The sequence below is a fragment of the Heliobacterium mobile genome, from assembly GCF_009720735.1.
Lineage (GTDB): Bacteria > Bacillota > Desulfitobacteriia > Heliobacteriales > Heliobacteriaceae > Heliobacterium > Heliobacterium mobile.
Window position 1 is genome coordinate 96,596 of the sequence record NZ_WNKU01000010.1, and the last position, 26,548, is coordinate 123,143.

Annotated in this window: 25 protein-coding genes; 4 read left to right on the forward strand and 21 right to left on the reverse strand. The window is 44.2% G+C overall.

What is annotated here, in order from left to right; genetic code table 11:
- Nucleotides 1-181 precede the first annotated feature (181 nt).
- The 3 genes from GJ688_RS10315 to GJ688_RS10325 form a co-directional block, all read right to left on the reverse strand.
- On the reverse strand, nucleotides 182-937 hold the full coding sequence (locus GJ688_RS10315) for an ABC transporter permease (protein ID WP_155476470.1): 756 nt from the start codon (nucleotides 935-937) through the stop codon (nucleotides 182-184).
- Nucleotides 934-1,860: an ABC transporter ATP-binding protein gene (locus GJ688_RS10320; RefSeq protein WP_155476471.1), complete on the reverse strand. Its 927-nt coding sequence runs from the start codon at nucleotides 1,858-1,860 to the stop codon at nucleotides 934-936. Before GJ688_RS10320 ends, GJ688_RS10315 begins: the two co-directional genes overlap by 4 nt.
- Nucleotides 1,861-1,943: 83 nt before the next feature.
- Nucleotides 1,944-2,807, reverse strand: a complete 864-nt coding sequence (locus GJ688_RS10325) for a stalk domain-containing protein (RefSeq protein ID WP_155476472.1) — start codon at nucleotides 2,805-2,807, stop codon at nucleotides 1,944-1,946.
- 282 nt (nucleotides 2,808-3,089) lie between these two features.
- Here GJ688_RS10325 and GJ688_RS10330 point away from each other — a divergent pair, with 282 nt between their 5' ends.
- Genes GJ688_RS10330 through GJ688_RS10340 form a run of 3 tightly spaced genes read left to right on the forward strand, consistent with a single transcriptional unit; the run spans nucleotide 3,090 to nucleotide 5,933 of the window.
- Nucleotides 3,090-4,973, forward strand: coding sequence for a DUF7305 domain-containing protein (locus GJ688_RS10330; protein ID WP_155476473.1), 1,884 nt, complete (start codon nucleotides 3,090-3,092; stop codon nucleotides 4,971-4,973).
- Complete coding sequence (locus GJ688_RS10335; RefSeq protein WP_155476474.1) at nucleotides 4,949-5,392, forward strand: type IV pilus modification PilV family protein; 444 nt, start codon at nucleotides 4,949-4,951, stop codon at nucleotides 5,390-5,392. Before GJ688_RS10330 ends, GJ688_RS10335 begins: the two co-directional genes overlap by 25 nt.
- Nucleotides 5,393-5,408: 16 nt before the next feature.
- Nucleotides 5,409-5,933, forward strand: a complete 525-nt coding sequence (locus GJ688_RS10340; protein WP_155476475.1) for a PilW family protein — start codon at nucleotides 5,409-5,411, stop codon at nucleotides 5,931-5,933.
- Between the two features lie 453 nt (nucleotides 5,934-6,386).
- On the opposite strand, the gene GJ688_RS10345 is transcribed toward GJ688_RS10340, so the two are convergent.
- The 14 genes from GJ688_RS10345 to GJ688_RS10410 form a co-directional block, all read right to left on the reverse strand.
- Nucleotides 6,387-6,581, reverse strand: coding sequence for a hypothetical protein (locus GJ688_RS10345; protein ID WP_155476476.1), 195 nt, complete (start codon nucleotides 6,579-6,581; stop codon nucleotides 6,387-6,389).
- A gap of 87 nt (nucleotides 6,582-6,668) precedes the next feature.
- Nucleotides 6,669-6,773 (reverse strand): Mu transposase C-terminal domain-containing protein, encoded by a 105-nt coding sequence (locus tag GJ688_RS10350; RefSeq protein WP_155476477.1) that lies wholly within the window; start codon nucleotides 6,771-6,773, stop codon nucleotides 6,669-6,671.
- 234 nt (nucleotides 6,774-7,007) lie between these two features.
- Nucleotides 7,008-7,373 carry a type II secretion system protein gene (locus GJ688_RS21335; RefSeq protein ID WP_155476478.1) on the reverse strand — a complete coding sequence of 122 codons (366 nt, stop codon included), beginning with the start codon at nucleotides 7,371-7,373 and terminating at the stop codon, nucleotides 7,008-7,010.
- Nucleotides 7,374-7,467: 94 nt separating this feature from the next.
- Nucleotides 7,468-8,766, reverse strand: coding sequence for an STN domain-containing protein (locus GJ688_RS10360; RefSeq protein ID WP_155476479.1), 1,299 nt, complete (start codon nucleotides 8,764-8,766; stop codon nucleotides 7,468-7,470).
- On the reverse strand, nucleotides 8,766-9,386 hold the full coding sequence (locus GJ688_RS10365; RefSeq protein ID WP_155476480.1) for a hypothetical protein: 621 nt from the start codon (nucleotides 9,384-9,386) through the stop codon (nucleotides 8,766-8,768). Before GJ688_RS10365 ends, GJ688_RS10360 begins: the two co-directional genes overlap by 1 nt.
- A gap of 32 nt (nucleotides 9,387-9,418) precedes the next feature.
- Complete coding sequence (gene pilO, locus GJ688_RS10370; protein ID WP_155476481.1) at nucleotides 9,419-9,958, reverse strand: type 4a pilus biogenesis protein PilO; 540 nt, start codon at nucleotides 9,956-9,958, stop codon at nucleotides 9,419-9,421.
- On the reverse strand, nucleotides 9,951-10,676 hold the full coding sequence (locus GJ688_RS10375) for a PilN domain-containing protein (RefSeq protein ID WP_155476482.1): 726 nt from the start codon (nucleotides 10,674-10,676) through the stop codon (nucleotides 9,951-9,953). The genes pilO and GJ688_RS10375 overlap by 8 nt, the downstream gene beginning before the upstream one ends.
- Before the next feature lie 6 nt (nucleotides 10,677-10,682).
- A complete protein-coding gene (gene pilM, locus GJ688_RS10380) occupies nucleotides 10,683-11,720 on the reverse strand; it encodes a type IV pilus assembly protein PilM (RefSeq protein WP_170291860.1) in 1,038 nt (345 codons plus the stop codon).
- 11 nt (nucleotides 11,721-11,731) lie between these two features.
- The gene (locus tag GJ688_RS10385; RefSeq protein ID WP_235910906.1) at nucleotides 11,732-12,454 is read right to left on the reverse strand and encodes a sigma-70 family RNA polymerase sigma factor; all 723 of its coding nucleotides are present in this window, start codon (nucleotides 12,452-12,454) and stop codon (nucleotides 11,732-11,734) included.
- Nucleotides 12,455-12,470: 16 nt separating this feature from the next.
- A complete protein-coding gene (locus GJ688_RS10390; RefSeq protein WP_328597352.1) occupies nucleotides 12,471-13,565 on the reverse strand; it encodes a type II secretion system F family protein in 1,095 nt (364 codons plus the stop codon).
- 145 nt (nucleotides 13,566-13,710) lie between these two features.
- Nucleotides 13,711-14,796, reverse strand: a complete 1,086-nt coding sequence (locus GJ688_RS10395) for a type IV pilus twitching motility protein PilT (RefSeq protein WP_155476485.1) — start codon at nucleotides 14,794-14,796, stop codon at nucleotides 13,711-13,713.
- On the reverse strand, nucleotides 14,793-16,475 hold the full coding sequence (locus GJ688_RS10400) for a GspE/PulE family protein (RefSeq protein ID WP_155476486.1): 1,683 nt from the start codon (nucleotides 16,473-16,475) through the stop codon (nucleotides 14,793-14,795). The genes GJ688_RS10395 and GJ688_RS10400 overlap by 4 nt, the downstream gene beginning before the upstream one ends.
- Nucleotides 16,476-16,538: 63 nt before the next feature.
- Nucleotides 16,539-17,297, reverse strand: a complete 759-nt coding sequence (locus GJ688_RS10405) for a prepilin peptidase (RefSeq protein ID WP_155476487.1) — start codon at nucleotides 17,295-17,297, stop codon at nucleotides 16,539-16,541.
- A 14-nt stretch (nucleotides 17,298-17,311) separates the two neighbouring features.
- Nucleotides 17,312-18,547 (reverse strand): hypothetical protein, encoded by a 1,236-nt coding sequence (locus GJ688_RS10410; RefSeq protein WP_155476488.1) that lies wholly within the window; start codon nucleotides 18,545-18,547, stop codon nucleotides 17,312-17,314.
- 452 nt (nucleotides 18,548-18,999) lie between these two features.
- Here GJ688_RS10410 and GJ688_RS10415 point away from each other — a divergent pair, with 452 nt between their 5' ends.
- Nucleotides 19,000-20,067: a hypothetical protein gene (locus GJ688_RS10415; protein WP_155476489.1), complete on the forward strand. Its 1,068-nt coding sequence runs from the start codon at nucleotides 19,000-19,002 to the stop codon at nucleotides 20,065-20,067.
- A gap of 310 nt (nucleotides 20,068-20,377) precedes the next feature.
- Here GJ688_RS10415 and GJ688_RS10420 read toward each other — a convergent pair whose 3' ends face one another.
- The 4 genes from GJ688_RS10420 to sigK form a co-directional block, all read right to left on the reverse strand.
- Nucleotides 20,378-20,710, reverse strand: a complete 333-nt coding sequence (locus GJ688_RS10420) for an Hpt domain-containing protein (protein ID WP_155476490.1) — start codon at nucleotides 20,708-20,710, stop codon at nucleotides 20,378-20,380.
- Nucleotides 20,711-20,785: 75 nt separating this feature from the next.
- Entirely contained in the window at nucleotides 20,786-23,776 is a 2,991-nt protein-coding gene (locus GJ688_RS10425; RefSeq protein WP_170291861.1) for a hybrid sensor histidine kinase/response regulator, read from the reverse strand.
- A gap of 27 nt (nucleotides 23,777-23,803) precedes the next feature.
- Entirely contained in the window at nucleotides 23,804-24,805 is a 1,002-nt protein-coding gene (locus GJ688_RS10430) for a sugar ABC transporter substrate-binding protein (protein WP_155476492.1), read from the reverse strand.
- 779 nt (nucleotides 24,806-25,584) lie between these two features.
- Nucleotides 25,585-26,292 (reverse strand): RNA polymerase sporulation sigma factor SigK, encoded by a 708-nt coding sequence (sigK, locus tag GJ688_RS10435; RefSeq protein ID WP_155476493.1) that lies wholly within the window; start codon nucleotides 26,290-26,292, stop codon nucleotides 25,585-25,587.
- Nucleotides 26,293-26,548 lie beyond the last annotated feature (256 nt).

The window sequence follows — 26,548 nt, forward strand, 5'->3', positions numbered from 1 at the left end:
AAAAGGTTGCCTTGATCTCACCCTTGAGATTTCTTTACCTGTGGTGTGTTGTAAACCTTTGTCAAAATAAATGATACCGAAAGATCGCTTACCGGTCAAGATTCTCTATGAATTTTTTGGTTATCCAGTAATTCAACGAGCACTAGGAAGTTTTACCTTTAGAGAACATATTTGAGATTGTTTATTGAATAAGCCGTTTTTCCATCATCCGGATCGGTAACCACGCTAAGAGGGATGACAATGCTATCAGTATGATCACATGAATCAAAAGGACAGGCTCGAGTCGCCCTAAGCCTAGCTTGCGGACCACTTCGACGCTATGAAAGAGCGGATTGAGCCAAGCAAACCATTGGGCCCACGCCGGGAGGGTATTCAGCGGAAAGAAGATCCCTGAGAAAAGAAACATCGGCGTGGAAAAAAGGGTGATGTAATAGTTGAAATAGTCGATGTGTTTGCACCAACTGGTAAAGGTGAGGGCCACGGTGGCAAAAAAGAAACCGTGGATCAGCATAAAGGGAAGGATAAGCAGCGCCCAGAAGGAGTGAACAAGCCCTAGGCCTGTTACGACGAAAAGAATAACCATCCCGAAAATCAAGCTTTTCAAAGCGGCAAAGAGCAAGTCGCCCAAGACGATGTCTGCCACAGTGGCCGGTGTGGCCAGCATGGCATGATAGGTCTTTTGATAGTGAAGTCGGACAAAGCTGCCGTAGGTAGCTTCAAAGGTGGCTGCCCACATGGCAGACGAAGCGATCATGCCGAGGCCGATGAACTGAAGATAGCTGACGCCGTCCACTTCCTGAACCAAGTTCCCGAGACCAAAACCCATGGCGAGTAGGTACAGGAAAGGTTCAATAAAATTAAACATGAGGTTGTTCAACCAGGTTTTTTTGAGCACGTTCAGGTGGCGCCGAAAGACGCGCCAGGCGTTTACAGTCATTGGCCCAGGTTCCCTCCCGTCAACGTGAGATAAACATCTTCCAGATTGCTGGGCCGGTGAATACATGAACGCGGGTTAAGTCCCAACGAAGGAAGTTGTTCCCACAGCCGATCTCCGGCAGGAGTGAATAGAAAGGTCATTTCCGGGAGGATGACAGGGTGAGCCTTCCATTTTTTCACTTGCTCGGCCAATCCGGTCGGCAGGCTCGTTGAGGGCAGGTTCACCTGGATGACTTCCGGCGGAATCAATGTCTGGACTAGCCAGGCTGGGGAGCCTTCGGCCAGGATCTTTCCCTGGCTGATGATGACAAGGCGGTCGCAGAGTTGACTGGCTTCCTCCATGTAGTGGGTCGTGAGAAGAAGGCTGATCCCCCGCTCTTTGAGTTGACGAAGCTTCTGCCAGACCAGGTGACGGGCTGCCGGGTCGAGGCCTGTCGTCGGTTCGTCGAGAATGACGATTTTGGGCTCGTTGATGAGTGCCCGGGCGATCACCAAGCGTCGTTTGAGACCGCCCGACAAACTTTCTACGTCATCATCTGATTTGACATCGAGACCCATGAATTCAAGTAGTTCTTTGGCTCTCGCCTCAGCCTCGCCAGAGGGAATACCGTAGAAACGAGCATGGGCCAAAAGATTTTCCATGACGGTCAGATCCGGGTCTAGGTTATCCTCTTGGGGGACGATGCCGAGTTGGGCCTTAACCGCCGGGGGAGTGAGGCTGATTTTTTCTCCTAAGATCGTCAGTTCTCCTGCGTCGACCCGGGATAGGCCGTAGATCATGCGCATGGTCGTACTCTTTCCTGCACCGTTAGGACCGAGAAAGCCGAAGCATTCGCCTTCGTCAATGCAAAAGTCGACACCGTTGACGGCCGTAAAGTCGTTGTACCGTTTTATTAGATTCTTTGCTTCAATGATTGCCTGCATAAGAACTACCCCTTTATCTTCCCATTAACAACCGTTTTTCCTTCTAAATCTAAGTTCTACATATACCTATTGAAACCACTAGGCTAATTGGGTTCCATATAGATATTTACCGTTTGTGTGGATTGCATCCATTCAACGGTTCCACCGAATTTTTCAACAACCCATCGCGCCGGTAACATAACTCTACCTGGTTCTACAATTTCAGGGGAAGTATCCATGAATACTTCTGAACCATTTACAAGTAAAATCGGTTCGCCAACTTTCAATTCAATGGATTTATTTCCCTTATATAAAGTAAGTCTTTGTTCAATACTGTTCCAATGTATGTCAGATTTATCAAGACCTATGGCTTCACAGATATAAACTAAAGGGAGAAAAACCCTTCCATTCTTGACATATGGAGCAACATCCATCGTCCGATCATTCGAGTTTAACGAGTAATAATATTTTCCCACTTGGAATTTCGATACATTCCTGTTAAGCATAGAATACAAATCAACTTTACCAACCACTTCGGATAAATTTCTCGAATTATTGAAGCTCATCACGACGTTCCCATCAGGCACGGCACGGTTCACCTTAAGTCGTAAGTTACTTATCCGTAATGCAGACGGTTCCGTACTTTCTGATTTCACAATAATGCTTATATAAGAGCCGTGGTCAGAAACAGAACCTTTTTCTATGTCTAAGTCTCCTTCAGTGACCGTTACGCTAGGAGTACAGGAATACTCTACGCCTGGAGTAAGATAAATCCGCAACTCTTGGCCTTCCCTAAAAGCAGCAGGAGTTCCCTCAAAAAAAACAACGTCTTGAACAGGTTGATTATCGACACCTATTTTTAATATCGTCGTTTCTGAGGTTGATAACGCAAGTGCCGGAGGGATATTTACAAGAGTGACGATCATAATAAAAACAGATACTGTAAGCACTAACTTTGTTTTATTCATTTTCTTAAAACCCTTTCGCCACAAGCCTTTATACAATCATTCATGCAAAATAACTTTATCTTTCACCTAAAAGATTTTCAGTCTCCACTTGGCTTCCTACAAATTGGGTAGAAACAATGCCAACGAAGAACGCACCGCTTCCACTATGTAGTGATTTAAAAATAAATATACCTTCTCCAGCATGTTTAAGACTGGTAAAATGGTGATAGGGACACTTTACTCAGCAAGAAAACCAATAAACTCGAAAAGAGTTTTACTGTCTCGTGAAAAGGAGGGTTCTTCATGTGTCTAAAGTTACTAAAATCGGAGAATGGGATTGCCATGGTTTTTGCTCTGTTAATTACGCTTATTATCACCGCCGCCGGGTTTACACTTTGGCATGTGAGCAATAGTGACGCCCTTCAAGTTGAACGTAGCGCCGATAATGCCCAGGCCTATTATTATGCGAAATCAGGTGTAGAATTAGCTATTGGTCAAATTAAAAAGAACATTATTTCTAATCCCGATTACCAACCTAGCCCCAACACTTACTACGGAAGCCTCGGTAATACATCCTTTACAACCGCTCCGACAAACCCTCCGACTCATTCAATAGAGTATAAGATTACTAGAAGCGGAAATGATTTCACCATTGACTCGAAGGGTATCGTTCGGAAAGGAAACTCATCGGGAGCTGAAGCTTCGTCAGATGCCGTGAGTTTTACTATCAGTTTAGAACAACTTAGAAATAGTATGCAACCCGGAGGACCTGGAAACGGAGATGGCCCGCCATGGGCACTATTTGCTATGGGAGTTAGTACTGCTTCCAATCAAAATGATATTTCATTATCCAGAACGCCCTCTATCTCTGGATATGTAGGAACAAACTCAACGAGACAAGGCGGCGTATACTTTAACCCTAACGGAACCCAAATTAAGGGCAAGTTGTATGTAGGATATAATGCAACTGATCCTGAATCGGTCGTTTCACATCCATCCTACACAACTCTTGCAAGTCATATTATGCAATTGCCGGTACTAAAACTCTCGTCCTATTATGACTATCCTCTACCTCTTTTCCCAAACTTCCCAAACAATTTAGATTCTAAAGGAAACATTACCACCGATCCTGGCGTTATCTCTGGTTCTGTCCGGGATAGTAATAACAATGGAATCGGTGACGTAACTATCTATTTAAGTCCCGCAAAACCTAATAGCACCGCTAAAACAAGCGTGACTACCGTAAATAACCCTGGATGGACCTCAGGACATGGAACTTGGACTGCCTATACAACTGGAACTCCTCAAGGCTCTCAAGAACTCCAACAAGGAACAGTTATAGTAACACCGAGAAAAGACGGATTTACTTTTACTCCACAATCTGTTGAAGTAACTGGACCAGCAACAAACATTAATTTCATAGGAACTCCCACTATTGCAGTCAATACTTCAATGCCAATAAACAATTCCCAAACCTGGAGTTGGAAAATCGGTCAAGATGGCTATTATGACACAATTTCTGTAACCAGTGGTCGTAAGCTCTGTATCGACTTGGGCGGTGGTGATAGAATTCTTCGAATCAAAAATTTGAATGTGAGCCAAGGAGAAATTTTTCTTACAAATACAGGTCAAAACGGACGCTTAATCCTATACATTGATAATTCTTTTACTCTTGGTGGAAGTAGTCAAGTAAACATTGGTGGAGATCCTAACAAGTTGATTATGTTCTACAGAGGAAGTAATAATATTAACATTGGCGGAAGTCAAGCATTTGTAGGTTCAATTTTCATTGGTAATAATGATACGACAAAAACTCCCTCTGATATTACTCTTGGAGGAAGTTGTTCCTTTAAAGGAACCCTAGTCTCCAGTGGTAACAACATTATTGTAGAAGGTGGCAGTGCCAACGCGGTTAAGGGATTGATTTATGCCCCTAAAGCATACGTTCAAATTAGTGCGAGTGCAGTTGTAACTGGCTCTGTTATTTCCAATATCTGCAGTCTTAGTGGCGGAAACATCGACTTAATTGTTGGTGACAATCTCCTTGATACCACTACATTTAACTCATTGAATTGGGGTTCAAGTGGACCTCCTTCCCTTCTTGCTTATAAAAGAGACGTTAGCGACGATTCTTCTAACCGGAACTGGAGAGTGAAAGGAAAATGGATAAATCAGCTCGCACAATAACTCAGCACTCTAATAAGGGAATGACTTTAATCGAAGTTCTTGTTGCCATAACCATTCTAACTATTTTAATAGTATCCTTTTCCTCAATGTTAAGTATAAACTTTAGTAATATATTTATCTTCGGTGAACAAAGTAAAGCAATTGCGAAAGCTAAAGAAAAAACAGATGAGTTATATTCCATCGTATGGAGTGCAAACAATCCAGCTACTGCAAGTGCGGCTTTAACAAATCCAAGCATTGGTTGGAAAAGAGATTATGATAGTCTATTTGAAAGTCCTACAACTGCTTATTATTTTGAAACAAAGACAAAAACAGTAGATGGAACACCGATTCAGGGTTATGAAGTTTCTGTTGTCGTTCCTTATGAGGAAGGAAAATACCACGTAGAGTTGAAATCATTTATTGAAGATGTTAACTGAATGTGGGTTTTGATTAATGAAATATGACTTAATAAAACTATTTTCTAGAAGAAGTGGATTTACGCTCATTGAATTAATGATTACTCTCAGTCTACTTTCTATCGTTATTGGATTGGCATATAATTTCTATTTTTATTTTATTCGTTCTAATGATATAGCATTGAAGCAATCTACTGTCCAACAAAATGTTCGTTTAACTAAAGATATAATCGAGAGTAACATTAGATATGCAAGTAATGTAACGATCGGCAATTCGACATCAGTTGTGCCCAATAATTACACAAAGATATATGTAAATAATGCCGGAGAAATTATGAAATACGATGCCATAAATGGAGATAAAAAGCTTTTGGGGATGACTTCTAGTACTACAGATATGACTCTGTTATTCGAAAAAAGTACAAAAGATTCATTTATAAAAGTCACTGTTACCGGCGATATTGACGGGAACAATGTATATTTTATTACTTCCGAAGTATTACTTTACGGAGGAGCTATCTCCGGGAACAATAGTGGTGATATGTTATATTTTTTACCCTAAAACCCTTTGTAGCGGCTCACTCTCATTTTCGGTAATGTAATTACCGCGATTGACGGTGAGCTTTCATATTTAATTTACTGTCAGTGACGGAGAGCGGTTAGGTCGGGGTTCCGTCACTGACAGTTGGCATTTAGGAGAGAATCAAATCGGCTGGCGGTCTAGACCAGCCATTTGGAGATGGTGCAACACATAGGGTCCCACTTCCTCTTCGGCCAGGTCGATAGTTGGTAAAATATGAAAATTCGCTGACGAATGCACTCGAGCACCTGCGGTTGAAGCGTCTCCCAAAATTGGGTTGATCAAGAAGGATAATGGCCAGCGGAGAGTAAGAATCGACCTGGTAGTTGAGGGCGAAGCGCAATTCGGAGATCATGGGAAACATCTAACTCATGGCTTCATGAATCACAATCACCGTTTTGACCCCTTTTTGGCCCCATTCCATCAGGGCTTGGGTCAGGAGGCGTTTCTTCTCGGCATCCCCCGCTTCGGGGCGACATTGACGAGTTGCAAGACGAGCTTGTAAAACTCTTTGGAGGTTAATCCCGAATGAGCCAGGTAAATAAAGCGGTACCGAGACGCAAAGAGCTTGTCCGGCGGCAGATTCGCAGTAAAAGGTTTGCGGGTAAAGTGAAGGATTGCATTAGCCATGGGCCTCAACGATGGCCTTCATGGCTCCATCGAGAGAGTCAGCGGCACGATGTTGTCGCTTTTCCACCCGTTTTTCCGCAAACCGTTTCATTTGGTAAGGTTTCGCTTCACCGCAAAAGGCGCCTTGTCATAGACGAGAATTCGGCGTAAGTCATAGGGATTGTAGCGGAGTTCTACTTTATTTCCCAACATTCAGACAAATCTCCTGTTGTTCTTTCCGGATCAAGATCATAACTCCATTCACTTCTTATGATGGAGTTATTCACACATGCTTTCGGCGTACTCGCCAATGGACCGGAAGATTAAACGCTAATATTCATTCTCATGGCTATCTCCTTTTATAAATAGAAAAAGCCCCGTAGCCTTACCTTGATGGTAATAACAACGGGGTTATTTATTTGCTCTATCCGTACTTAATTATTACGGTTATTTAATAACACTTGTTGTGACAGTTGCAGCTGTTGAAGTAGATGTAGTTTTTATCGTTACACCTGAAGCCGAAGCATATGCAAAAGTAGTAGTCGTTGGTAAAACATTCCCTTTAATGAATGGAGTTATATCGGCTGCGTCTGTAGGCAGGGCACCGGAATGACCGGCTTGATACATTTGAACAGCCCCGACTACTACATTATGATCTGCAAGTGCAGCTTTGTCTCTTGCATCATCAGTGACATTCCCAAACATCGGAACAGCAACAGCGGCCAGGATACCGATTATAGCCACAACCACCATTAATTCCACCAAAGTAAAGCCTTTTTTGTTCTTTAAGGCTTTATTAACTGCGTTAAACATTAATTCCACCTCCCCCTGTTAGTAATGACCTTCTTTTAAGATATCTCTTTAATAAAGTTATACCATCAAACCATAAAGTTAGACAATCCAACCATTATTTATTTTCTTTATTGCTATCTTGACTAGAATCCTTATCAACCACATCTTTAAGCAAATCTTTAATCAACTGAATCCGGTCTGGAGTCTCTTCTACCCACAAGATATACTTACTGTTCTGTTCATCTGATCGTGGCTTAAGATTATTGGAAATGTGAAAACTACCTAGGGAAACTCCAGACATCTCGCTGGCCAAATCACGGGCTTCATTCAGCGTCTGAGAAGAGTTCGAATAAGCTACTGGTGCTTTCACCTTAGTTAGGGAAACATCGAGCCCAGATAGGATATTTCGAACTTGTGTTTCCGCATAGGGTGGGCAGACGATAATCACGTCACGGGCAAATTGCTCACTGTTCGGAATAACAACTTTTACATCTTTAATTCCAACCTGATCCAGGCGACCTTTTGCATCTTTGGCCACGATATTTCGCAACTGATATACGAATGTCTTTTGCTCTTTACCATCTTGATTATCGAACTGTTGCAAAACTGTGCTGATTTGCTCCCATTGGCTAAAGAGATTGCTATCAAACACCAAGATGCGGCGATCCAAGATGACATAGTGTTTGAGTGTAATACCGATCTTGTCCAACAATTCCACTGCCCGTTGCGGGGGAATTTGAGCTACTTCCAGTGTTCGATAGTCAAGTTCCAAGGAGGTACGCCCTTCAACATCGACACTTTCAATCAGCTCTTTTGCCTTTTTCAGTCCTTGAACCGTTCCTTGCAGCCAGACCTTATTCGGTTGTCCTTCCACTGAAAAGACTTTGACTGGGATACCTAGTTGACCGATAAGAGCAACCAGCTTGTCGCTAGTTACATAATTGGTGTCAATGCGTGTAAGGATCATTTCATTATAAAACCCGCTCTGGAGAGTCTCCGGCTTTCCAATGACGATCATTCCATCGTACTGAACATAATTTAAACCGTAGCTTTGCATGATCTGTTCTAACGCCTTGACGACAGGTACATTTTTTAAATTGATATTCACTTCGGTCGGTGCTGTATCGACGAGCACCATGTTCATTCCCATCTTTAGTGCCAAGGCAGAGAGAACATCTCGCAAATCAGCCCCGCGGATATCTAAAGTAATAAGAGTAGAGCTATGTACACCTAGTTCCATTTGATCTAAAGAGGCAGAACCGGATTGATTACCATCGACAACCAGATCGGAAGCACTCGCTTTTACGGCGCTGAAAGGTATTTCATTATGTCCAGATACGAAAGGAGGAGTCGCCGTGGTAATGAAGCAGCACATTGACACCAACGCAGTACAAAGAATCCGTTTCATTTGCATTACTGACTACCCACTCCCTTCTGGGTAGAATTTACCGAAGCACCTGTAGTACCGCTGATTTTTGACTTACTGTCACTCGTTTCGTCTGTGCCCTTCTTCTCGGTCACTTGGCGGCCGCTGAAGTTTAATGTTAGCTCTTTATTCACACTTTTCAAGCGTACTCCATCAGCCCAGATATCTTCTATGGTCCAGCTATCACCGATTTTCATTCCTGGTGATACAATAAAGATAGTTTTACTCAATTCAATGATCGCTTGGTTGCTTCCGCCTCCGCCGACGATAACCCCTTTAAGGATCATCGAACCGATAAAAGGATCACGCGGATTTGGCTCGTCATTATCCTCTTCCGAAGACGCATTGCTAGACCGTTCCGTCTTTGGTAAAAAATCTAACGTTTTTGCATTGTTACGCTCTTGCTCGCTTAGACCTGCCGGAGCCGACTTCGTTTTTAAGTAAGCAGTCCCGTATACGGTAGCGAATATTAGCGCTATCGAAAGCCCGCAGACACTTAGGACAAGCGGGCGATTCTTGGGATCGTTAATATACTGGCGCAATTCCGCTAGGTTCTTTGGGATGTTCTTCGGAAGGTATTTCTTCCAATTCATATCTTTCAGCGCCATATTGTTGCCCTCTTTTCAAATCTCCATCTATATTATTTTTTTGAGGCATAAAAGGCTGCCGCCATCATCTCCACCCTAAGTACGGGCGATTCCGGAGTCAATTTACTAACTTTCAAACTATCGATCCGAAGGGCACGACCTAACAGAGTCATCCCTTTGAGACACGCAATGAGTTCCGAGTATCTTCCTTCGCAAACGATCGAAATAGGCATCTCTATGTACCCCTCTTTATCGATGCGGTTGCCGAAACGGATCTCTTTACATGTTAAGCCCGAAGTATCTACTCTGAATTGTACTTCTCTGATTAATTGGTCTTCCTTGGGTAGATTGGGTATTAATCGTTCATACCAACGCTTTTCGGCTTGCTTTTGTTCGGTCTGTTCTTTGACTTGAACTAAATCAGTGATTTGTTGTTTTACCTGTGTCAAGGCCTCCTTCTCTCTTGTTACATCTTCCCGCGCCTTCCGCAGTTCACCGTACTGGTAGAAAATTATAAAGGTCATCGCAATGAGCACAACGGAGCTTAGAAGAATTATCAACCTTCGGTTCATCTTTTGGTCTATTTTAACCATTAGTCACGCTCCCCGCCATCGGTACCGGTGGTCTCACTTTCGGTCCAGGGAGAATGTTCCCTTGAATTTCAAAGCGAACTTGCCGTTGCGATTCTGTGGTCTCATCAGTAGAGAACTGACAACGAACATCAGATAAACTGCTCACTTGCCGTATTTCCGATAACCAATCAGCTACGGCGTAATTGCTAAGAGCTACACCTTGAATGGAAATTTGATGCTCTTGAGAGACATTGCTTCCTCTTCCGGTATTCTCTTGACTTGTTACGTTATTGATCGCTTTCTCTAACATGTTTCCTTGTTGATTTCCATCGGCTTTCATATTGTCCTTTATTTGTTGACCGGAATTTCCATTGTATATCGCATGCATGTCTGTAATCCAAACGTCATCAGGAATATTGATACCAATATCTATGAGCAACTTGGACCAATTGGGGGGCGTTCCCAAAGCTCTGTCGGCTATCCCCTGAATCGCTTGTATTTCTTGCAATGCTTTTGTATATGGTTCATACAATTGAACACGTTGGTCTAACTGGATACGCTCATTGTGTATTTGTTCTAATTCTGTCTGGGTGCGTTGCGTCAAAATGAATAATGTACCGTAAGAACAAATAAATATCACTGCTAAAATCCCTAAGATCATTAGGATTTTTCTTTTTTCTTGTTTATTCTTCTGTAATGCCACGATTTCCGGCGGCAACAGATTAATTCGTATATTCATTCTTCCTTAGCCCTCCATTCCCCGAAGAGCTAATCCGACAGCAACGGCGAACTCACTTTCTTCGTGAACGCTGATGGAACCGATAGAAGAGTCTAGTTTCAGCCGTCGAAATGGTGTCAAAATCTCTACAGGAAGCTCCAAATCCTCTGAAATAATTTCCGGAATCCCTTGAATCCGTGAGCCCAAGCCACTGAGATAGACTTTTTGAATTGCCCTTGCACCAGGTTGCACAGAGTAATAGCTTAGCGTAGTCCGCAACTCATTGGCCAAAATCAGCGCCCATTCATCCACAGCAGTTTCATTGCCTGTAGACGGTGAAATGCTTTGAGCATCAGAAGTGTCTAACGTAGAGTTTGACGAGAGAACTCGGTCCAGGGTTTGTCCAGAGTCCCCGATATAGGTTAAAACACCATGGGGAATTACACGGCATATCTTGGGGATTTCCCCATCGACGAGCAAAAAACAGGCCACTCCGTAAGCGATATCTACCACGATATAGGATGCTGTCTCCTGAGGAACTAGGCGCGTCAGAGACAATACGGATAAATCAACCACAGCTGGGTATAATCCCGCGTCGGTAACAGCCTGAATCGATTTATTCAATTCCTCTCGGCGGGCTGCGACCAGAAGAACATGATGCATGGCTCCCCGTTCTCCTGTCGTCTCGCCAATGACAGTAAAGTCGAGTACTAATTGAGCCAGTGGGATAGGAAAAAAGTCTTCTGATTGATAGCGTATCACTTTCGCCAGTTTATCCATGGGGAGCTTTGGAAAAGAAGCGGTTCGGATTCGTACTCCGTTATTGGCCAGGCCAATGACGATGTTCTCTGTAGACAAATTTTTATCTTCCCAGTAATCGTGTAACACCTCTGCCACCATAGGCACATTATGGATGACCCCTTCTCGAACGGCGTCGGTCGGTAGCGGGATGCGCCCAATATGAGATATAACCGGGCTCGATGAACTTCCTTGGAGGGCAACCACTCGAATAAGATTTGAATCAATATCTAAACCGATTGTACCAGCTTTTTTCCAAAACGGCATTCCACTCATCCCTATTCACTGGTCATTCGTTTGGCTAATAGGTCTAGGCTTCTTTGCAAAATCCGTGAGACCTTTCTCTGACTAATTCCCAACAACTCAGCTGTCTCGGTTTGGGTCAAGCTTCGGTAAAAAAGCATGTCGATGACCTTTCGCTGGAGGTCGCTGAGTGTCGCTAACACCTGTTGGAGAGCGATTTTGTCCTCGATAGGCAATTCAAAACTCCGATATTCCCTATGGCGGACTTTCCGGATGTCCAATTCGTCGAGCGGTACCCAACCTGCCCGTTGGGCTTCCATAATCCCTTCCACTTGAATGTTTAGCTTTTCAGCAATCCGCTCGATGGAAAGGGTTTCTCCTGTTTCCCGAATTGTCCTCTCAATGGTCTCATTTATCTTTTCTTGCATCTTCACAGCCCATATGGGTCGGCAGTAGGCTGCTTCTTTTCGGAGGTAATGCCGTATTTCTCCGATGATACAATGGCTGGCATAGGTACAAAAGGCTGTTCCTCGTTGAGGATCGTAGCGGTATGCCGCCTTTAAAAGCCCTTCCAAACCGCATTGGATCAGATCTTCTGTTATTCCTCCCGGTCCATAGAGTTTAGCAAAATGACGAACCAAACGTTGCCCAGACTCAATAACTTGATGTAAATGCTGTTCGTCTCGGTGTTGTATATATTGTAGCATCGCTTCCTCAAGTATGTTGGTTTGAGTGCTATGTTTATTTTCGATTCCCAAACACAGCCCCTCCTTGTTATTTCACCCCTTGTGTAATACTTGTAAAAATCGGCAAGTAAACAGCGAGGATAATTGCACCCACAATCAAACCGATGGAGATAACCAAAATAGGTTCTAACATAGCCGTTAAACCTTTAGAAAGAATGGCCACCTCATCTTCGTAAAACTCAGCTACTCGGTTCAATAGACTCGACAGTTGTCCCGTCTCTTCTCCAACGGCGATCATATCGATAACCATGGGTGGAAAAAATCCACTCTCCCGCAGGGGCCTCGCGATGCTTTTTCCTTCTTGAATGCTTCCAGACGCCTCTTTAACTGCTGCAGCTACCTGCATACTGCCCGTTGCTGGTCCAGCAGCATCGAGCGCTTGCAATACTGGTATGCCCCCGGCGAGCAGTGTCGATAATGTTCTAGCAAAACGAGCGATTGTCGCCTTTAATAAAAGTCCCCCAAAAACAGGAAGCCGAAATTTCAGCCGTTCCCATACTTTTTTACCGCTTTCGCTGGAAGCAAAACTTCGGAACGCAAAAGGAATTAGGATTAACACCACAATATAGACATACCAAAAGCTCCGTAGAGAATGGCTAGCTGAGAAAACGATTTGTGTAGGCAGGGGGAAATCGGTATTTTTTGGGAGAAATCCTTGGAAAATAGGGACAACAAATAGCAATAATGCAAGTACGATGATAAAAGAAAACACCAATATGACTGACGGATACAGCATGGCCGACTTCAAACTGTCTCGCAAGCTCTTATCTTTCTCTAATTGAATCGCTAACCGGTTCAACATTTCTTCAATCACTCCACCCATCTCGCCGGCCCGAACCATATCGACATACATCGACGAGAACGTTTCCGGATATGCGCGAAGAGATTCGGAAAAACTCATCCCCCCTTCCACATTTCGAGCCACCTCGTTAAGTACCTGGGATAGTAGTGGATTCTCCGCTTGAGCACTTAATGTGTATAATGAGCGGGTTAAAGGAATTCCAGCGTCAAGCATAGCCCCTAACTGCCGGTTAAATAGGAGTAAATCACCGATTTTGATCTTTTTCCCGCTTTGAAATATTCCTTCCCATAATGATTTTTGAATTTCTTCGATTTCCAACACAGAGTGACCCATTTTTCGCAACCGTGCTAAGGCCGCCAGCTCGTCTTCTGCTTCCATCTTCCCGCTTAAGAGCGTACCTGATTTGTCAAGTACCTCATATTGAAATAAAGGCATAGTAGCACCTCCACCTTAGCGCCTTGGGGGCCTAAAAGTCGAAAGCAGACTTACGCAGTGCACGCTCTAGCTCGGCTTGATCGACACAATATTCCATAGCTGCCTCCCGGGATATGAGTCCTTTGGCAAACAGATCGGCCAAAGCCTGGTCCATCGTCTGCATTCCTGCAGCACGGCCTGTTTGCATCACCGAGTAAAGCTGGTGCTCTTTTCCTTCCCGAATCAAGTTGCGAACAGCCGGTGTGCTAAGAAGGATCTCAACCGCAGCTACACGCCCTTTCCCATCTTTACGCGAAATCAGTTGCTGCGCAACAATCCCCTGCAAGGAGCCGGCTAACTGCTGGCAAATCTGATTTCGCATATGACTGGGAAAGACATCGATAATGCGGTTTACGGCTAAGGCCGCGGTCTGCGTATGGAGCGTTGAAAAGACCAAGTGGCCTGTCTCGGCGGCGGTGATGGCGATTTGAATGCTTTCTAAATCTCGCATCTCCCCGACTAAAATCACATCGGGATCATGACGAAGGGCGTGCCGAAGGGCACTAGCGAAGGAGAGCGTATCCCCGCCAACTTCCCGCTGCTTGATCATCGACTTTTTGTGGGAATGCAGATATTCAATGGGGTCTTCAATAGTGATGATGTTTAAGCGGTTCTCTTCATTAATTTGAGAGATGAGAGCAGCCAATGTTGTTGACTTTCCGCTTCCCGTCGGTCCAGTGACAAGTACTAAGCCGCGGGGTAGTCGTCCCAACTCTGCTACCGCCGGCGGTAGGTTCAGATCAGTGAGGCGCGGAATGTTCATCGCCACGGTTCTGAAATTGACGGCCATAGAACTACGCTGCCACATGATATTGCCCCGGAAGCGGCTCACCTTTGGCAAGGAGTAGGAAAAATCCAATTCTAGGTTATGTTCTAGTTTTTCCCTTTGGCTTGGTGAAAGAATAGGAATGATCAAGTCTTCAATATCTTGCGGCATAAGGCGAGGCATGCCCTCCATATCGATGAGGTTGCCGAAAACCCGAACCACAGGCACTAAGCCAGCTGCCAAGTGTAGATCAGAGGCATTCATTTCTACGGTTCTTCGTAAGATCTCATCAATATCTAATCCTGGGTTCATCCTATCACCCTCATTATTTCTTCGATCGATGTGATACCTGCTTTCACTTTATACATACCATTAATCTTCAAGGATTGCATTCCCTCTTGTATTGCCTTCAGACGAATATCCTGTGTTGAACAGTGCGTTAATACCATATGCTGGATTTCCTCGCTCATAATGAGCATTTCATAAATCCCTGTACGTCCGCGATATCCCGTGTTGTTGCAGCGGATGCATCCTTTCGGCCTGTACAATGTGACCGACACTTCTCCCGGTTCCCAAGGGAAATCGGGTAGGTTTTGAAGTTCCATTCGGCTCAATTGGTTCGGTTCTTTACAGTGCGAGCAAAGAACCCGGGCTAGCCGCTGAGCGAGAACACAGATGAGCGAAGATGTCGTTAAGAATGGTTCTATTCCCATATCGGCGAGCCGACTAATCGCTCCGGCAGCATCATTTGTATGTAGTGTGGAAAAGACGAGATGACCTGTAAGGGCCGATTCAATAACCATTTGGGCTGTCTCTTTATCCCGAACTTCCCCAACCATAATGATGTCAGGATCGCTTCGGAGGATCGACCGTAGTCCGGAAGCAAAGGTCAGCCCTGCTTTAGGATTGATCTGAATTTGATTGATCCCATCGAATACATATTCGACAGGGTCTTCCACTGTAATCACATTTTTCTCATGACGGTCAACATCTGCTAATGTTGCATAAAGTGTCGTGCTTTTTCCACTACCTGTCGGTCCGGTGACCAGTATACAACCATAGGGGGCCTTGATTATTTCTTTGAATTTAGCTAAGGTGTTTTCTTTAATGCCAAGATCCTCAAGGGTGATCATCTTACTGGAGCGATCAAGAATCCGGAGCGTTAATCGTTCTCCATAGGCCCCCGGAAGGGAGGCCACGCGAATATCAATCGATTTGCCGTTGATTTTTAGGGACATGCGGCCATCTTGGGGCAATCGCCGATCGGCGATGTTCATGTTAGCCATGACTTTTATACGCGATACGAGTGCTCCATGTAGGCGAAGGGGTGGTTGCATCATCTCATGCAACACCCCGTCGATGCGAAAGCGGATTCGTAATCGTTTCTCATAGGGTTCAATATGAATATCACTAGCTCTGACGTTGATACCTTGGGCGATGATGGCATTGGCTAATTGTACTGCCGGTCGATCGTCATCTTGAACATCACCCATGTCGATTTCGGTTGAATTCTCTTCTTCTTCCTCCACCGTGCGAAATTCATCATTGCGTCCATATTTTTCAAGTGCAACCTCTAGTTCCGTATCAGGAATAACCACAGGCGTGATATCGAAGCCGGAAATTGCCCTTAGGTCATCGATAGCCATGATATCGCCAGGTCGCTGCATGGCCACAATTAGTTTTTCGTCTTTAAAATCAACTGGTAAAGCCCGATATCTTTTGATCACATCTGGTGGAATGGTAGCCAAAGCAGCCACATTGACTGGGTTCGTTTCGAGAGAAAGATAGGAAACTCCAGCCCGATGAGCGATCACTTTGGCAATATCTTCTTCCTTGCAATACCCCAGTGATACAAGTGACTTCCCTAGAGGTTCCTTTTCTCCTTTTGAGATTGTTTGGCTATTCAGAGCATCATCTAGTTGTTCCGGCGAGATGATCCCCTCTTTAACCAACCAGTAGCCCAATAGGTTTCTCGACCGTTCCGGTTTCATTTTCCCTTCCACCATTCATTCCATTCTCGTCTATCTCTTTTTTACCTATTAGAGCATCAACAATTAGTAATACATCAGACCGTACCAATATAGGATACTGTTTCCCCAAAACATAGAAATATAGGCGGCCATCGCTAGAAAAGGGCCAAAAGGAATCATATCTTTCATGGTTTTTCTTTTCATAATCATCAAGGTGATTCCTACAACTGAACCCATCAAAAAGGAAAGAAAGAGAATTAGAAGAATCTGATGACTTCCAAGGAAAAGTCCGAGTACACCGGCTAGTTTAATATCGCCACCACCCATACCGCCCTTGGACAAGACGGCGATGGTCAGTAAAATTCCGCCTCCAATCACCATCCCAATGATCCCTTCGACAAAAACAGACCAAGTCTGAGAAGCTGTGAGCAATATCCCTGTCAAAAGGCCGAACAACATAAGGTTATCGGGGATGATCATACTATCCAGGTCTATAAAGACAACCGCTAGCAAGATGGAGAATAGTACCATTAGGGAAAGACTAGATAGGGAAAACCCCCTATGTAAGAAAATACCTAGATACCCTAATCCATTAACCAATTCTATAAGTGGATAACGAATCCCGATGGATGAGCCACAATTCCGGCATCTTCCTAATAGTAGAAGATAGCTAAACAGAGGGATTAAGTCACGCCACTGGAGTCTGAATCCACAAGAGGGACAATGTGACGGGGGACTGACGATAGATTCACCCCGTGGCATCCGTCTAATAACCACATTGAGAAAACTTCCAATGAGCGTTCCCACACTAAAGCAAATGAACTGGACAAACCAATCTTCCATGGCACTTCCTCGCTTTATTTAGCAAACTTAATTTTTGCCACATAAGCTTGTTCTTGTTTATTTAGCCAATACCTATATCCTGGCTTATCCACCACATACCCTGTGACGATGTAGGCCCCCTTGTCAACAGCAGTTACCGCAAACGGTTTCGACCATTGTTCATTATTGATTAAATCTGTGGATGAGATAACACCTGTTTCATCGGTAAGAATACGGACAAAATCATAACCCGTACCTGATTCGAGCCACCCAGTCAATTCGATCCCTTTATCAGTAGGAACAATCGTTTCGATCAACGTACACACATACGCCGGCATCACTTGTTGCCACAATAAATTCCCTTCACTATTCACTTTTGCTAGATATCCACTGAAGAGTCCATCATTACCGGATGAAGATTGTCCTCCAATGAGATAACCGCCATCACTCGTTGGTGCGGTTACTGTAGATATATCCCATCCTTTTCCGCCAAGGCTTTTCGACCATTCTACCTTGCCATGGGAATCGGTTTTACTAAGATAAATATCATATCCAGTTTCACTGGATAATGCTCCATAACCGACGATTAAATAACCGCCATCCGGGGTATCTTGAAGGGAAACGGCTTTTTCATCCTCTCTACCACCTATGGTCTTACGCCATTCCACGCCTCCCTGTCCATTCACTTTAATTAAAAAGATATCTCCACCTATTGTATCAGTAGATTTTTTATTTCCCAAAATGGTATATCCATCTGCCTCTTCACGGATGTAGATAATTTCATCATCGTTCAATCCCTCTGATGTTAGATTTGGTTCGGCCGGGTATTCTTTTTTCCACTGCAATTTTCCCTCGGCAGATATCTTCACAAGTAACATATTTCGATTATCATTCCAATTGGAACGGCTACTTCCTCCGATGATATAACCCCCATCCGAGGTGGCCCGCACAAAGGTGCCGATATCATCGCCGTAGCCTCCATAATACTTCTCCCACGTCTCTAATCCGGTTGCATTCATCTTCACAACATAGATATCTTTTTTTCCGTTTCCTTTTAAATACTCTGATTCTGCTTCACCGACGAGCAAAAACCCCCCGTCTACCGCCGGAATAGTAACGGTACCTGTCTCCACTTTCTTACCGCCAAATTCCGCTTTCCACTCCAAGTTTAAGGAACTGGAGAAAGCAGCAGATGGAATTAGACAGGTAAAACATAGCGGCAAGACAAAACTCGATAGTACCTTTATCAATGTACATTTGTTAAAATCCATGATGACTCCCTCTTTGTCTCAACACTTAACTTTTCTGTCGAAGCACAGACTTTTATCAATCGTTCTATGGGGCAGATTGTAAACCCTATTTTAATGAAACTATTTCTTTCTTTCTAAATCACTTTCCTTTATCTCATATAATTTTCTCACAAATTATTGCTACCTTCAATGTAGTTAGATTCCAGAGTAGGATTATTTAAGTATGAAAATTCCATCAATCTGCCTTATTGTTAGAATATGGGATAATAATTAATACAAAGGAAATAGGAGGAAATTTGCGATCATTGTTGAATTAACTATAGAGGATACCTACATATTAATGTACCTAAAATCTATGATACCTTTGTAATACCGTTCTAGGTTTAGTTTTCTTGAAAGGAGGCCACCCTGCGACATTCCCATAACCAACCACCAAATCGAAATCTATTAACTTTAGGAAGGGAGTAATCTTCTTGAGAAAAAAATTCTTCGCCTCACTATTTCTCTGTTTTTTCCTGTTAAGCATCGTCACCCCTACCTGGGCATCTTCGTTGAAGGACGAATATAAAAACTATTTAAACCAACAGTATGATTACAAGACGATAGACAACGTATCTTTTAAGGGCACCCTCAATATCGATACCTTTGCACTCAAGCATAAGGAAGTTAACCCGGAACTAGATCTTTTTCTAAAAGCATTAAACAAAGCCACTTTAGACTACGATATTGCTATGGATTTTAAAAACCACAATGCTAAATTCCTCTTGGCGTTTAAGAACGATATGTACAACCTGCCTCTTAATTTCTTCATTACACAAGATCAGGTACTTATAGATATCGATTCAATCAAAAAAATTGTCAACAGCTTTGACCCTGTCACAGCAGATAAGTTTTCTAAGATTCCCTCCGCGAAGAAATATTTGATTCTACTCGACAAGAACAGTCCCGAGGTCTCCAGCTTATGGGAGAACATTGAAAAGGCGCTTAAAGAAGCACAACCAAAACCGAGCGCAATTGAAGCGGCGAAGGAATTGAATACTCTCTTCATCGATTCGTTGCCTGAAGGCATCGTGAAAAAATTCGATGACCAGATGATTGGCCTGGAAATCAAACAAGAAAATCTAATTCCCATCCTTTCTTCCTTGATCCAGATTGTTAAAGAAAACCCTGAAAAAGTGAAACAATATGTGGAAGCAATGGGCGGAGATCCGACCAAAGATTTCGCCATCGAAAAGAAAGAAGATCTTTCGCCAGAAAAAATCGCGGTAGAACTACAAAAATTGTCCGAAGAGATGAATAAGACCTTTTATCTGAATTCATTGCAAATGGGCGGAAAATACATCGATAAGAATCATGCCAAAGGCTTCTTTACAATCGATCTCAACATACTGGAAGATAAGAACAGAGACTTTTCCGGACTCTTCCGCATCAAATCGGAAAACTTCACTCAATGGAACACTTCTGATAAGCTAGATTTACCTCAAGCCACAGATTCGAACAGCATTACCTCCAAAGAATTGGATCGTCTAGTTTCACCATAATAAAACTCTTTCTGTGGATTGGCTTTCTTAAGATGGGCTATCGAAAAGCTATCCGAGCGTCTATATAGGCAACTTTTCGCAGGATGATACATACATTGTAGTAAAAGGAGGAGGTGCTATGACGTATACTGTTCAGATAGGAAAGCAACGGATTGACTTACGACTTGAACAAGGATACGTAACCACTCCTGACGGAGAAAAAATATATTGGACGAAAATACCCTACTATTACAATGTCTTACGAATATCTGCTTAAACGAATCCCCGGCTTCCGATCTTTCGGCCAGCCGGGGACTTTTTATCTCTTCCATTATTCGTAATAACGTTGGATCTGTTCTTTAAGCCGCACGACTTCAAGTGAGAGCTTGGAAAAATCCGTTTGAATCTTTTCCATGTTCCCTTCTTTCGCCGCCAGTTCCAACTGGTAAGCCAGTTCACGGACTTGTTCCATCCGTAAATTGGACGCTGACCCTTTCAAGTCGTGAACCAATTCTCCCAACATGGCGAAATCGCCGTTGCGAATGGCAGGTTCGCATCGCTCCAGAGTCTCTGCCGCTTCCGCAAAGAAAGCCTCAAAGATATCCTGCAGGTCTTCCGGGGCAAGTGTCAATGCGGCAGCGGCTTCCTCAATTGAATATCCCATATACGATCCGTCCTTTTATAAGCTTCTTCACTGAAATTCCGTCCCGTACGTAAGACAGCGTCCCGAGTTCTGATATCATTCTCCATGACTACCTTCCCGGCCGTTCCATCGAAGAAGTATCTCCTTCAATTTTTCTGGTGAAATCGGCTTACTGATATAATCGTCCATGCCGGCATTTATGCACCGTTCCCGATCGCCTTGCATGGCGTTGGCCGTCATGGCTATGATCGGCGTGTGCTTATTCGCTGCGAGTTCGGCCATACGGATAAGGCGAGTCGCTTCAAAACCATCCATTTCCGGCATTTGGCAATCCATTAGTACTAGCCCATAGTCGCCATCAGCACAAGCTTCCACGGCGGCACGGCCATTGCTCACCGCCGTGGCCGCATAGCCCATTTTTTTCAACAGCATAAGCGCCAACTTCTGATTTGCCTTATTATCTTCGGCCAGCAGAATTCCTTTACCTGGTTTCTGTACTTCACCCAAATGTTCCACAGGAGCGCTTGTTTTCGTTTCACTGAATCGCTCACTGCGCGGCTCTTCCCGGAAAAAGGGTTCCCCCTTTGTCGAGCCCAATTTTTCTTCAGCACCTCCCGTTCCTTCCGGCAATGCTGTATTATCATCCGGAAGCACCAGATTGGCAATGCAGTCCATCAATTGAGACTGCTTTAGCGGCTTCGTCAGATAGCCGTGGAAACCATTATGGTTGGCTTGATCTCCCGTTTCGCGGCTGTTAAAACCTGTCAATAAAATCAGTTTCATCTTGGCAACGTCTAACCGGCTTAGAGAACTTTCCAAAGAACTTCCAGGTTGTTGTGAAGTCGGATCCAATCGTCCAAGATCATCTTGTGAGGAACGAGTCTCCTGGGATAATTGCCATTGATTGACTAGCGAGATGTAATCTGCGCCAAGCTGACTCCATTCCACGATGGCTACATCATAGGCTATCTGCTTCTTCGCAGCATGACTCAAGTGTCGAAGCGCTTCGTCTAAATGATTAGCGATATCGTTGTTGATGCCCCATGCTTGCAAATACTGCCGGATCGTATTACAGGTGCTATCATTTGAACTGACGATCAAGACTCGCAGTTGTCGAAGTTCATTTGCGCGTGACGCCGGCCTCTCTGGCGGAATCTCTTTGGCCAAGGGGATCTCAGCCCAAAAGGTGGAGCCTCTTCCCATCTCGCTCTCTACACCGATCGTCCCATTCATTATCTCAACCAATCGCTTCGAGATGGAAAGACCTAGGCCGGTGCCGCCGTATTTTCGCGTCGTTGAACCATCGGCTTGGGTAAAGGGTTGAAAGAGTCGCACCCGTGCTTCCGGTGAAAGACCAATCCCCGTATCGGAGACCTCAAAACGGATGTTTGCCTTTTCTTCCGTTTGCGAAACCAGGTGTACCCGTAAGGCCACATCCCCACGATCGGTAAATTTAAGGGCGTTGCCCATTAAATTAAGCAGAATTTGACGAAGTCGAACCGGATCCCCCAAAAGGAGGATCGGTACCTGTGGATCGACAAAAGTGACAAGGTTTAATTTTTTCTCATCCGCTTTCGATGCCAGCATTTCACCAATGCCTTCGACGATAGTCATGACATTGATCTGCGTCAGTTCCAGTTCCATCTTCCCCGCTTCCATCTTGGAAAAATCCAAGATGTCATTGATGATGGTCAACAATGAATGGGAAGAATCTTTGACCACAACGGCTAATTCCCGCTGTTGATCACTTAAAGCTGTTTCCAAAAGAAGCCCCGTCATCCCGATGATCGCGTTCATGGGTGTGCGGATCTCATGACTCATATTGGCTACAAATTCTGACTTGAGTTGATTCGATCGTTCAGCTTCCTCTTTGGCCACCACCAATTCCCGATTCAAATTCTCCAAATGAGCCGTCAATCGGGTTTGCTGTTCCATCGAGCGAAGTAATTCTTCTTCTGTTCGTTTCTTCTCGGCCAAGCTATCCAAGAACGTATTGAACCAACGAATCAGTTCCCCGATTTCATCTCGTGCGCCTTCAGGCAGACGGACTTGAAAGTCGATCGTCCCTTCGCGGATTTCTTTGAATAAATGGGTGATGTGTTTAATCGGGGTTACATTCTGCTTGCTAAATCGATATGCAAAAAACACAGAAAAGGCGATGGACAGCACCAACACAAACAGGGTGTTGTTCCAAATATCGCTCGTTTTGGCGGTCAATTTTGCAATGGGAATGAAGCTCATGAGCGTCCAGCCTTGTTTTTCTGAACGGCTATAGGTGATAAACATATCCTTTCCGTCAATATTTTCTGTGAAAGAACGTCTGTTTTCCGAGGTTACGTCGAGCAAACTCCGGTTAATTTGACTGCCGATCTTATCTTTTTCCGGATGAAAGAGAATCCGGTCTTTGCTATCGGCAATAATCATAAAGGCGCCTTCGCCAAAATCGGTCTGGATAAAATGATCATAAAAAGTGTCTACGCTGTAATTGATGAGCAGCAAGCCGATCGGCATTTCCCGCATCGTTTCTCTATTGAATGTTTTCAGCACCTTGGCAGCTGTGATGACCTTCTTTTGTTTTGAATTGGCATTGACGTTATCTTCGATCCCTGTCCAGAGGACGGACTTGTCCGATTCTAGTGCCTGCTGATAAATTTTATCTTTGATGTCGTTGCGAATCGTCTGCACATTCAAAGTATCGCCCACATGATAATGGGCGCCGCCTAAGGAAAAGATATCGATGGAGACTAAACCTTTCAAATTGGTATAGCCGCTTAATATGTATCCGATCTTCGCTTGTGTGGCTAAACTTGCATAATCATCTGGTGATTGGTGGCGATCATCCACCACCGCTTTGATGTCTTCAATGCTCGAGATGTTAGCAATCAGGCTCTCCACCTCATCGAGCATCCGTTCCATGTAATCGCGCTGGTTATTCATCAGTTCATGGGTATAGTTGCTGACCTCTTCTTGGATAATCGTCTTGGATATGCTGTAAGAGGTCACACCTACCCCCACGAGAGGGATGATGCTGGTCAGCAAGAGATAGAGTATAAATTTTTGAGTAATGTTGAGACTCGGTAATCTCATTCTCTTCATCCGCCCCTGGCTTACGAATTATTCCAGGTTACCAGCACGAATCACCTTTACGTCGATCATCGTTTCCAAAGGATTTTTCTCACCTTGCATCGCTTTATAGGCATACTGGATGCCCGTATATCCCTGGACGTCTGCCTGCTGGTCGATGGTCGCAGTCAGTTTGCCTGCTTGAATCGCTTTTTTCGCTTCGTCCAAAGCATCATACCCTGCGACGAGAACGTCTTTCTTCTCCGCCTTTTCCAGATATTGAATCGCACCTAATGCCATCATATCATTGGCACAGAAAATCGCCCGAATGTTCGGGTGGCTTTGAAACAGCTTGGCTGTAACGTCATAGGCTTCATCGATTTTCCAATTGGCCGTTTGGGATGCGACCACATGGATGTTTTTGTTCTCTCCAAAAGCCCGAAGGGCACCCCGTTTCCGTTGTTCTCCATTGTCCGTACCTTCTATGCCTTCCAAAATAATCGCTTCCGTCGGGGAATTGATCTTATTGCCGATTACCTTAGCCGACAAATAAGCTCCTTGTTCATTATTAACGCTGATAAAGGGAACATCGATCAGCCCTAGCTCTTTACAGAGTTTCGGCTCGAGCCGGTTGTCGATGTTGACGATGGGAATTTTCGCCTCTTGGGCTTTTTTCAGAACGGGTATCAGTTCTGTAGAGCTTCCCGGAGCGATGACGATCGCATCGACTTTCTCACGGATCAACTCATCGACGATGGCGATCTGTTGTTCGATAGAGGTCTCTTTGGCACCGACTTTGACGATGAGATCGATACCTAATTCATTCTCCGCTCGACGTGCTCCCTTTTCCATTTCCACAAAAAACGGATTGGTTAACGTTTTCATCACGAGGGCAATCTTCTTTTTGTCCGTTGGGTCTTTGCCTTCTTTTCGTTCATGGCTCTCATCACTCGATACAATCAGCGAATTTGTTCCCTTATTGGATGAGTTGCCGCAAGCCACAAGCAGTAGGGAAATTAAGATCAATAATACAGAGAACACTTTTCCCTTCATTGTTCCCATCCCCTTTTCTGGCCCCAAAATAAGTAGAGTATTTATTCAACAGGTGCTACGCAAATACCTTCATCATTGGGGTTTTAGCTTCCTATAATCGAATGTTCTTCCGATATGTTCCGTGATCGGGCAGGACAAGTAACCGCAACGCTATTTCGCTGCGGTTACTTGTCCTTTTGGTATATGTCAAGACAATATTTTCATCAGGACGATATTTTCATCCAATATCTGTTCAAAGGTAATAATAGATCAGGAACATTGTTGCCGTGGTAACCACTGAGGTAATCATGCTACCGACAACGTAACAGCAACCCTCGCTAAGTTTATGATGCCGTAGACTCTTTTTAATCCTATATAGATGCGGAAAAGCGACCACTTGAGTGTAGTTGGGAAAATAACCGTACCGGACAAGAGAAATTCTTTTTGCTAACATTTGAATCGCCCCTCCCCTTAATTTAAAAATGTCTGTAAGTTCGAAGGTCAAATCCTTTCTTTAGAGAATGTTCCCCAGTTTAGCATGGACCGTACCCTTTTTTACGAATCGGTATGTACCAGACTCGTATGTTCGATTGTTCAAACAATATCCTCTGTTAATATTATCGATTACTTATGTGATTTTCTTTAGCGATTAATAGATTTTTAAAAATATTTTTTCTACAATGTTTTTTGTCACCTGGGATTTTATTCTACATGCCGAATGGGGGATGTTAGATATGTCAAAAACCGCAGTGTTTCACTGCGGTTTTTCGTCGGTTATGTGATTGTTAGACAATACCGTACTACGCCCCATCAACAGTTCCCAGATCCTTCATCAGCTTTTGAACGGCCCTCTTTTCAATCCGGCTTACATAGCTGCGGGAAATCCCTAAGTTTCGGGCGATCTCCCGCTGTGTCTGCCGGCAGCCACTCAAGAGCCCATAACGAAGTTCAATCACATAGCGTTCTCGCTTGCTCAGGCGCTTCAGCTTGCTGAGTAAGCGGGCCTGTTCCATAGCGTTTTCCACTACATCAGACACCGTTTCCGGATCGGTACCGAGGATGTCGATCAGGGTGATTTCATTCCCCTCTTTATCTACGCCAATGGGGTCGTACAGAGAGACTTCCCCGCGAGTTTTTTTCATAGCCCGCAGGTGCATGAGGATTTCATTCTCAATGCACCGTGCTGCATACGTAGCCAGTTTCGTCCCTTTGTCGGCGTTATAGGTGTTGATCGCTTTAATCAGGCCGATCGTACCGATGGAAATGAGGTCGTCATTGTTTTCCCCAGTGCCGTCGAACTTCTTCACCAAATGGGCTACGAGGCGTAAGTTATGTTCGATCAATTTATTACGGGCCTGTTCATCGCCCTCTTGCAACCGCACGAGACAGTCGGCCTCCTCTGGTTCAGAGAGCGGTTGGGGAAAAGCATTATTAGAGATATAACTCAATAGAGCAGTGATTCCTTTGATAAAGGGAATGAGCAAGGCCCCCACGATCGTAGGTATCATCACGCCACCTCCGGTCAGAATGCTGTCTTACATTGTATGGAGGTGACTTTGGTACGGTGCCTGTCTTCTAGCTAATAACTAATTTTACCTCATAGAAATTTCATACCGTCTGCCTTTCCATCCTAAGATTGCTATCGATTCCTTCACTTATCAATATATAATGGAAAAGCCTGAGGCATCTATTGTACCTCAGGCTTTTGCCAATTCCGCTATATTCAGTTACACTAACTGGTTCAAGCTAAAATCCCAACTCTTA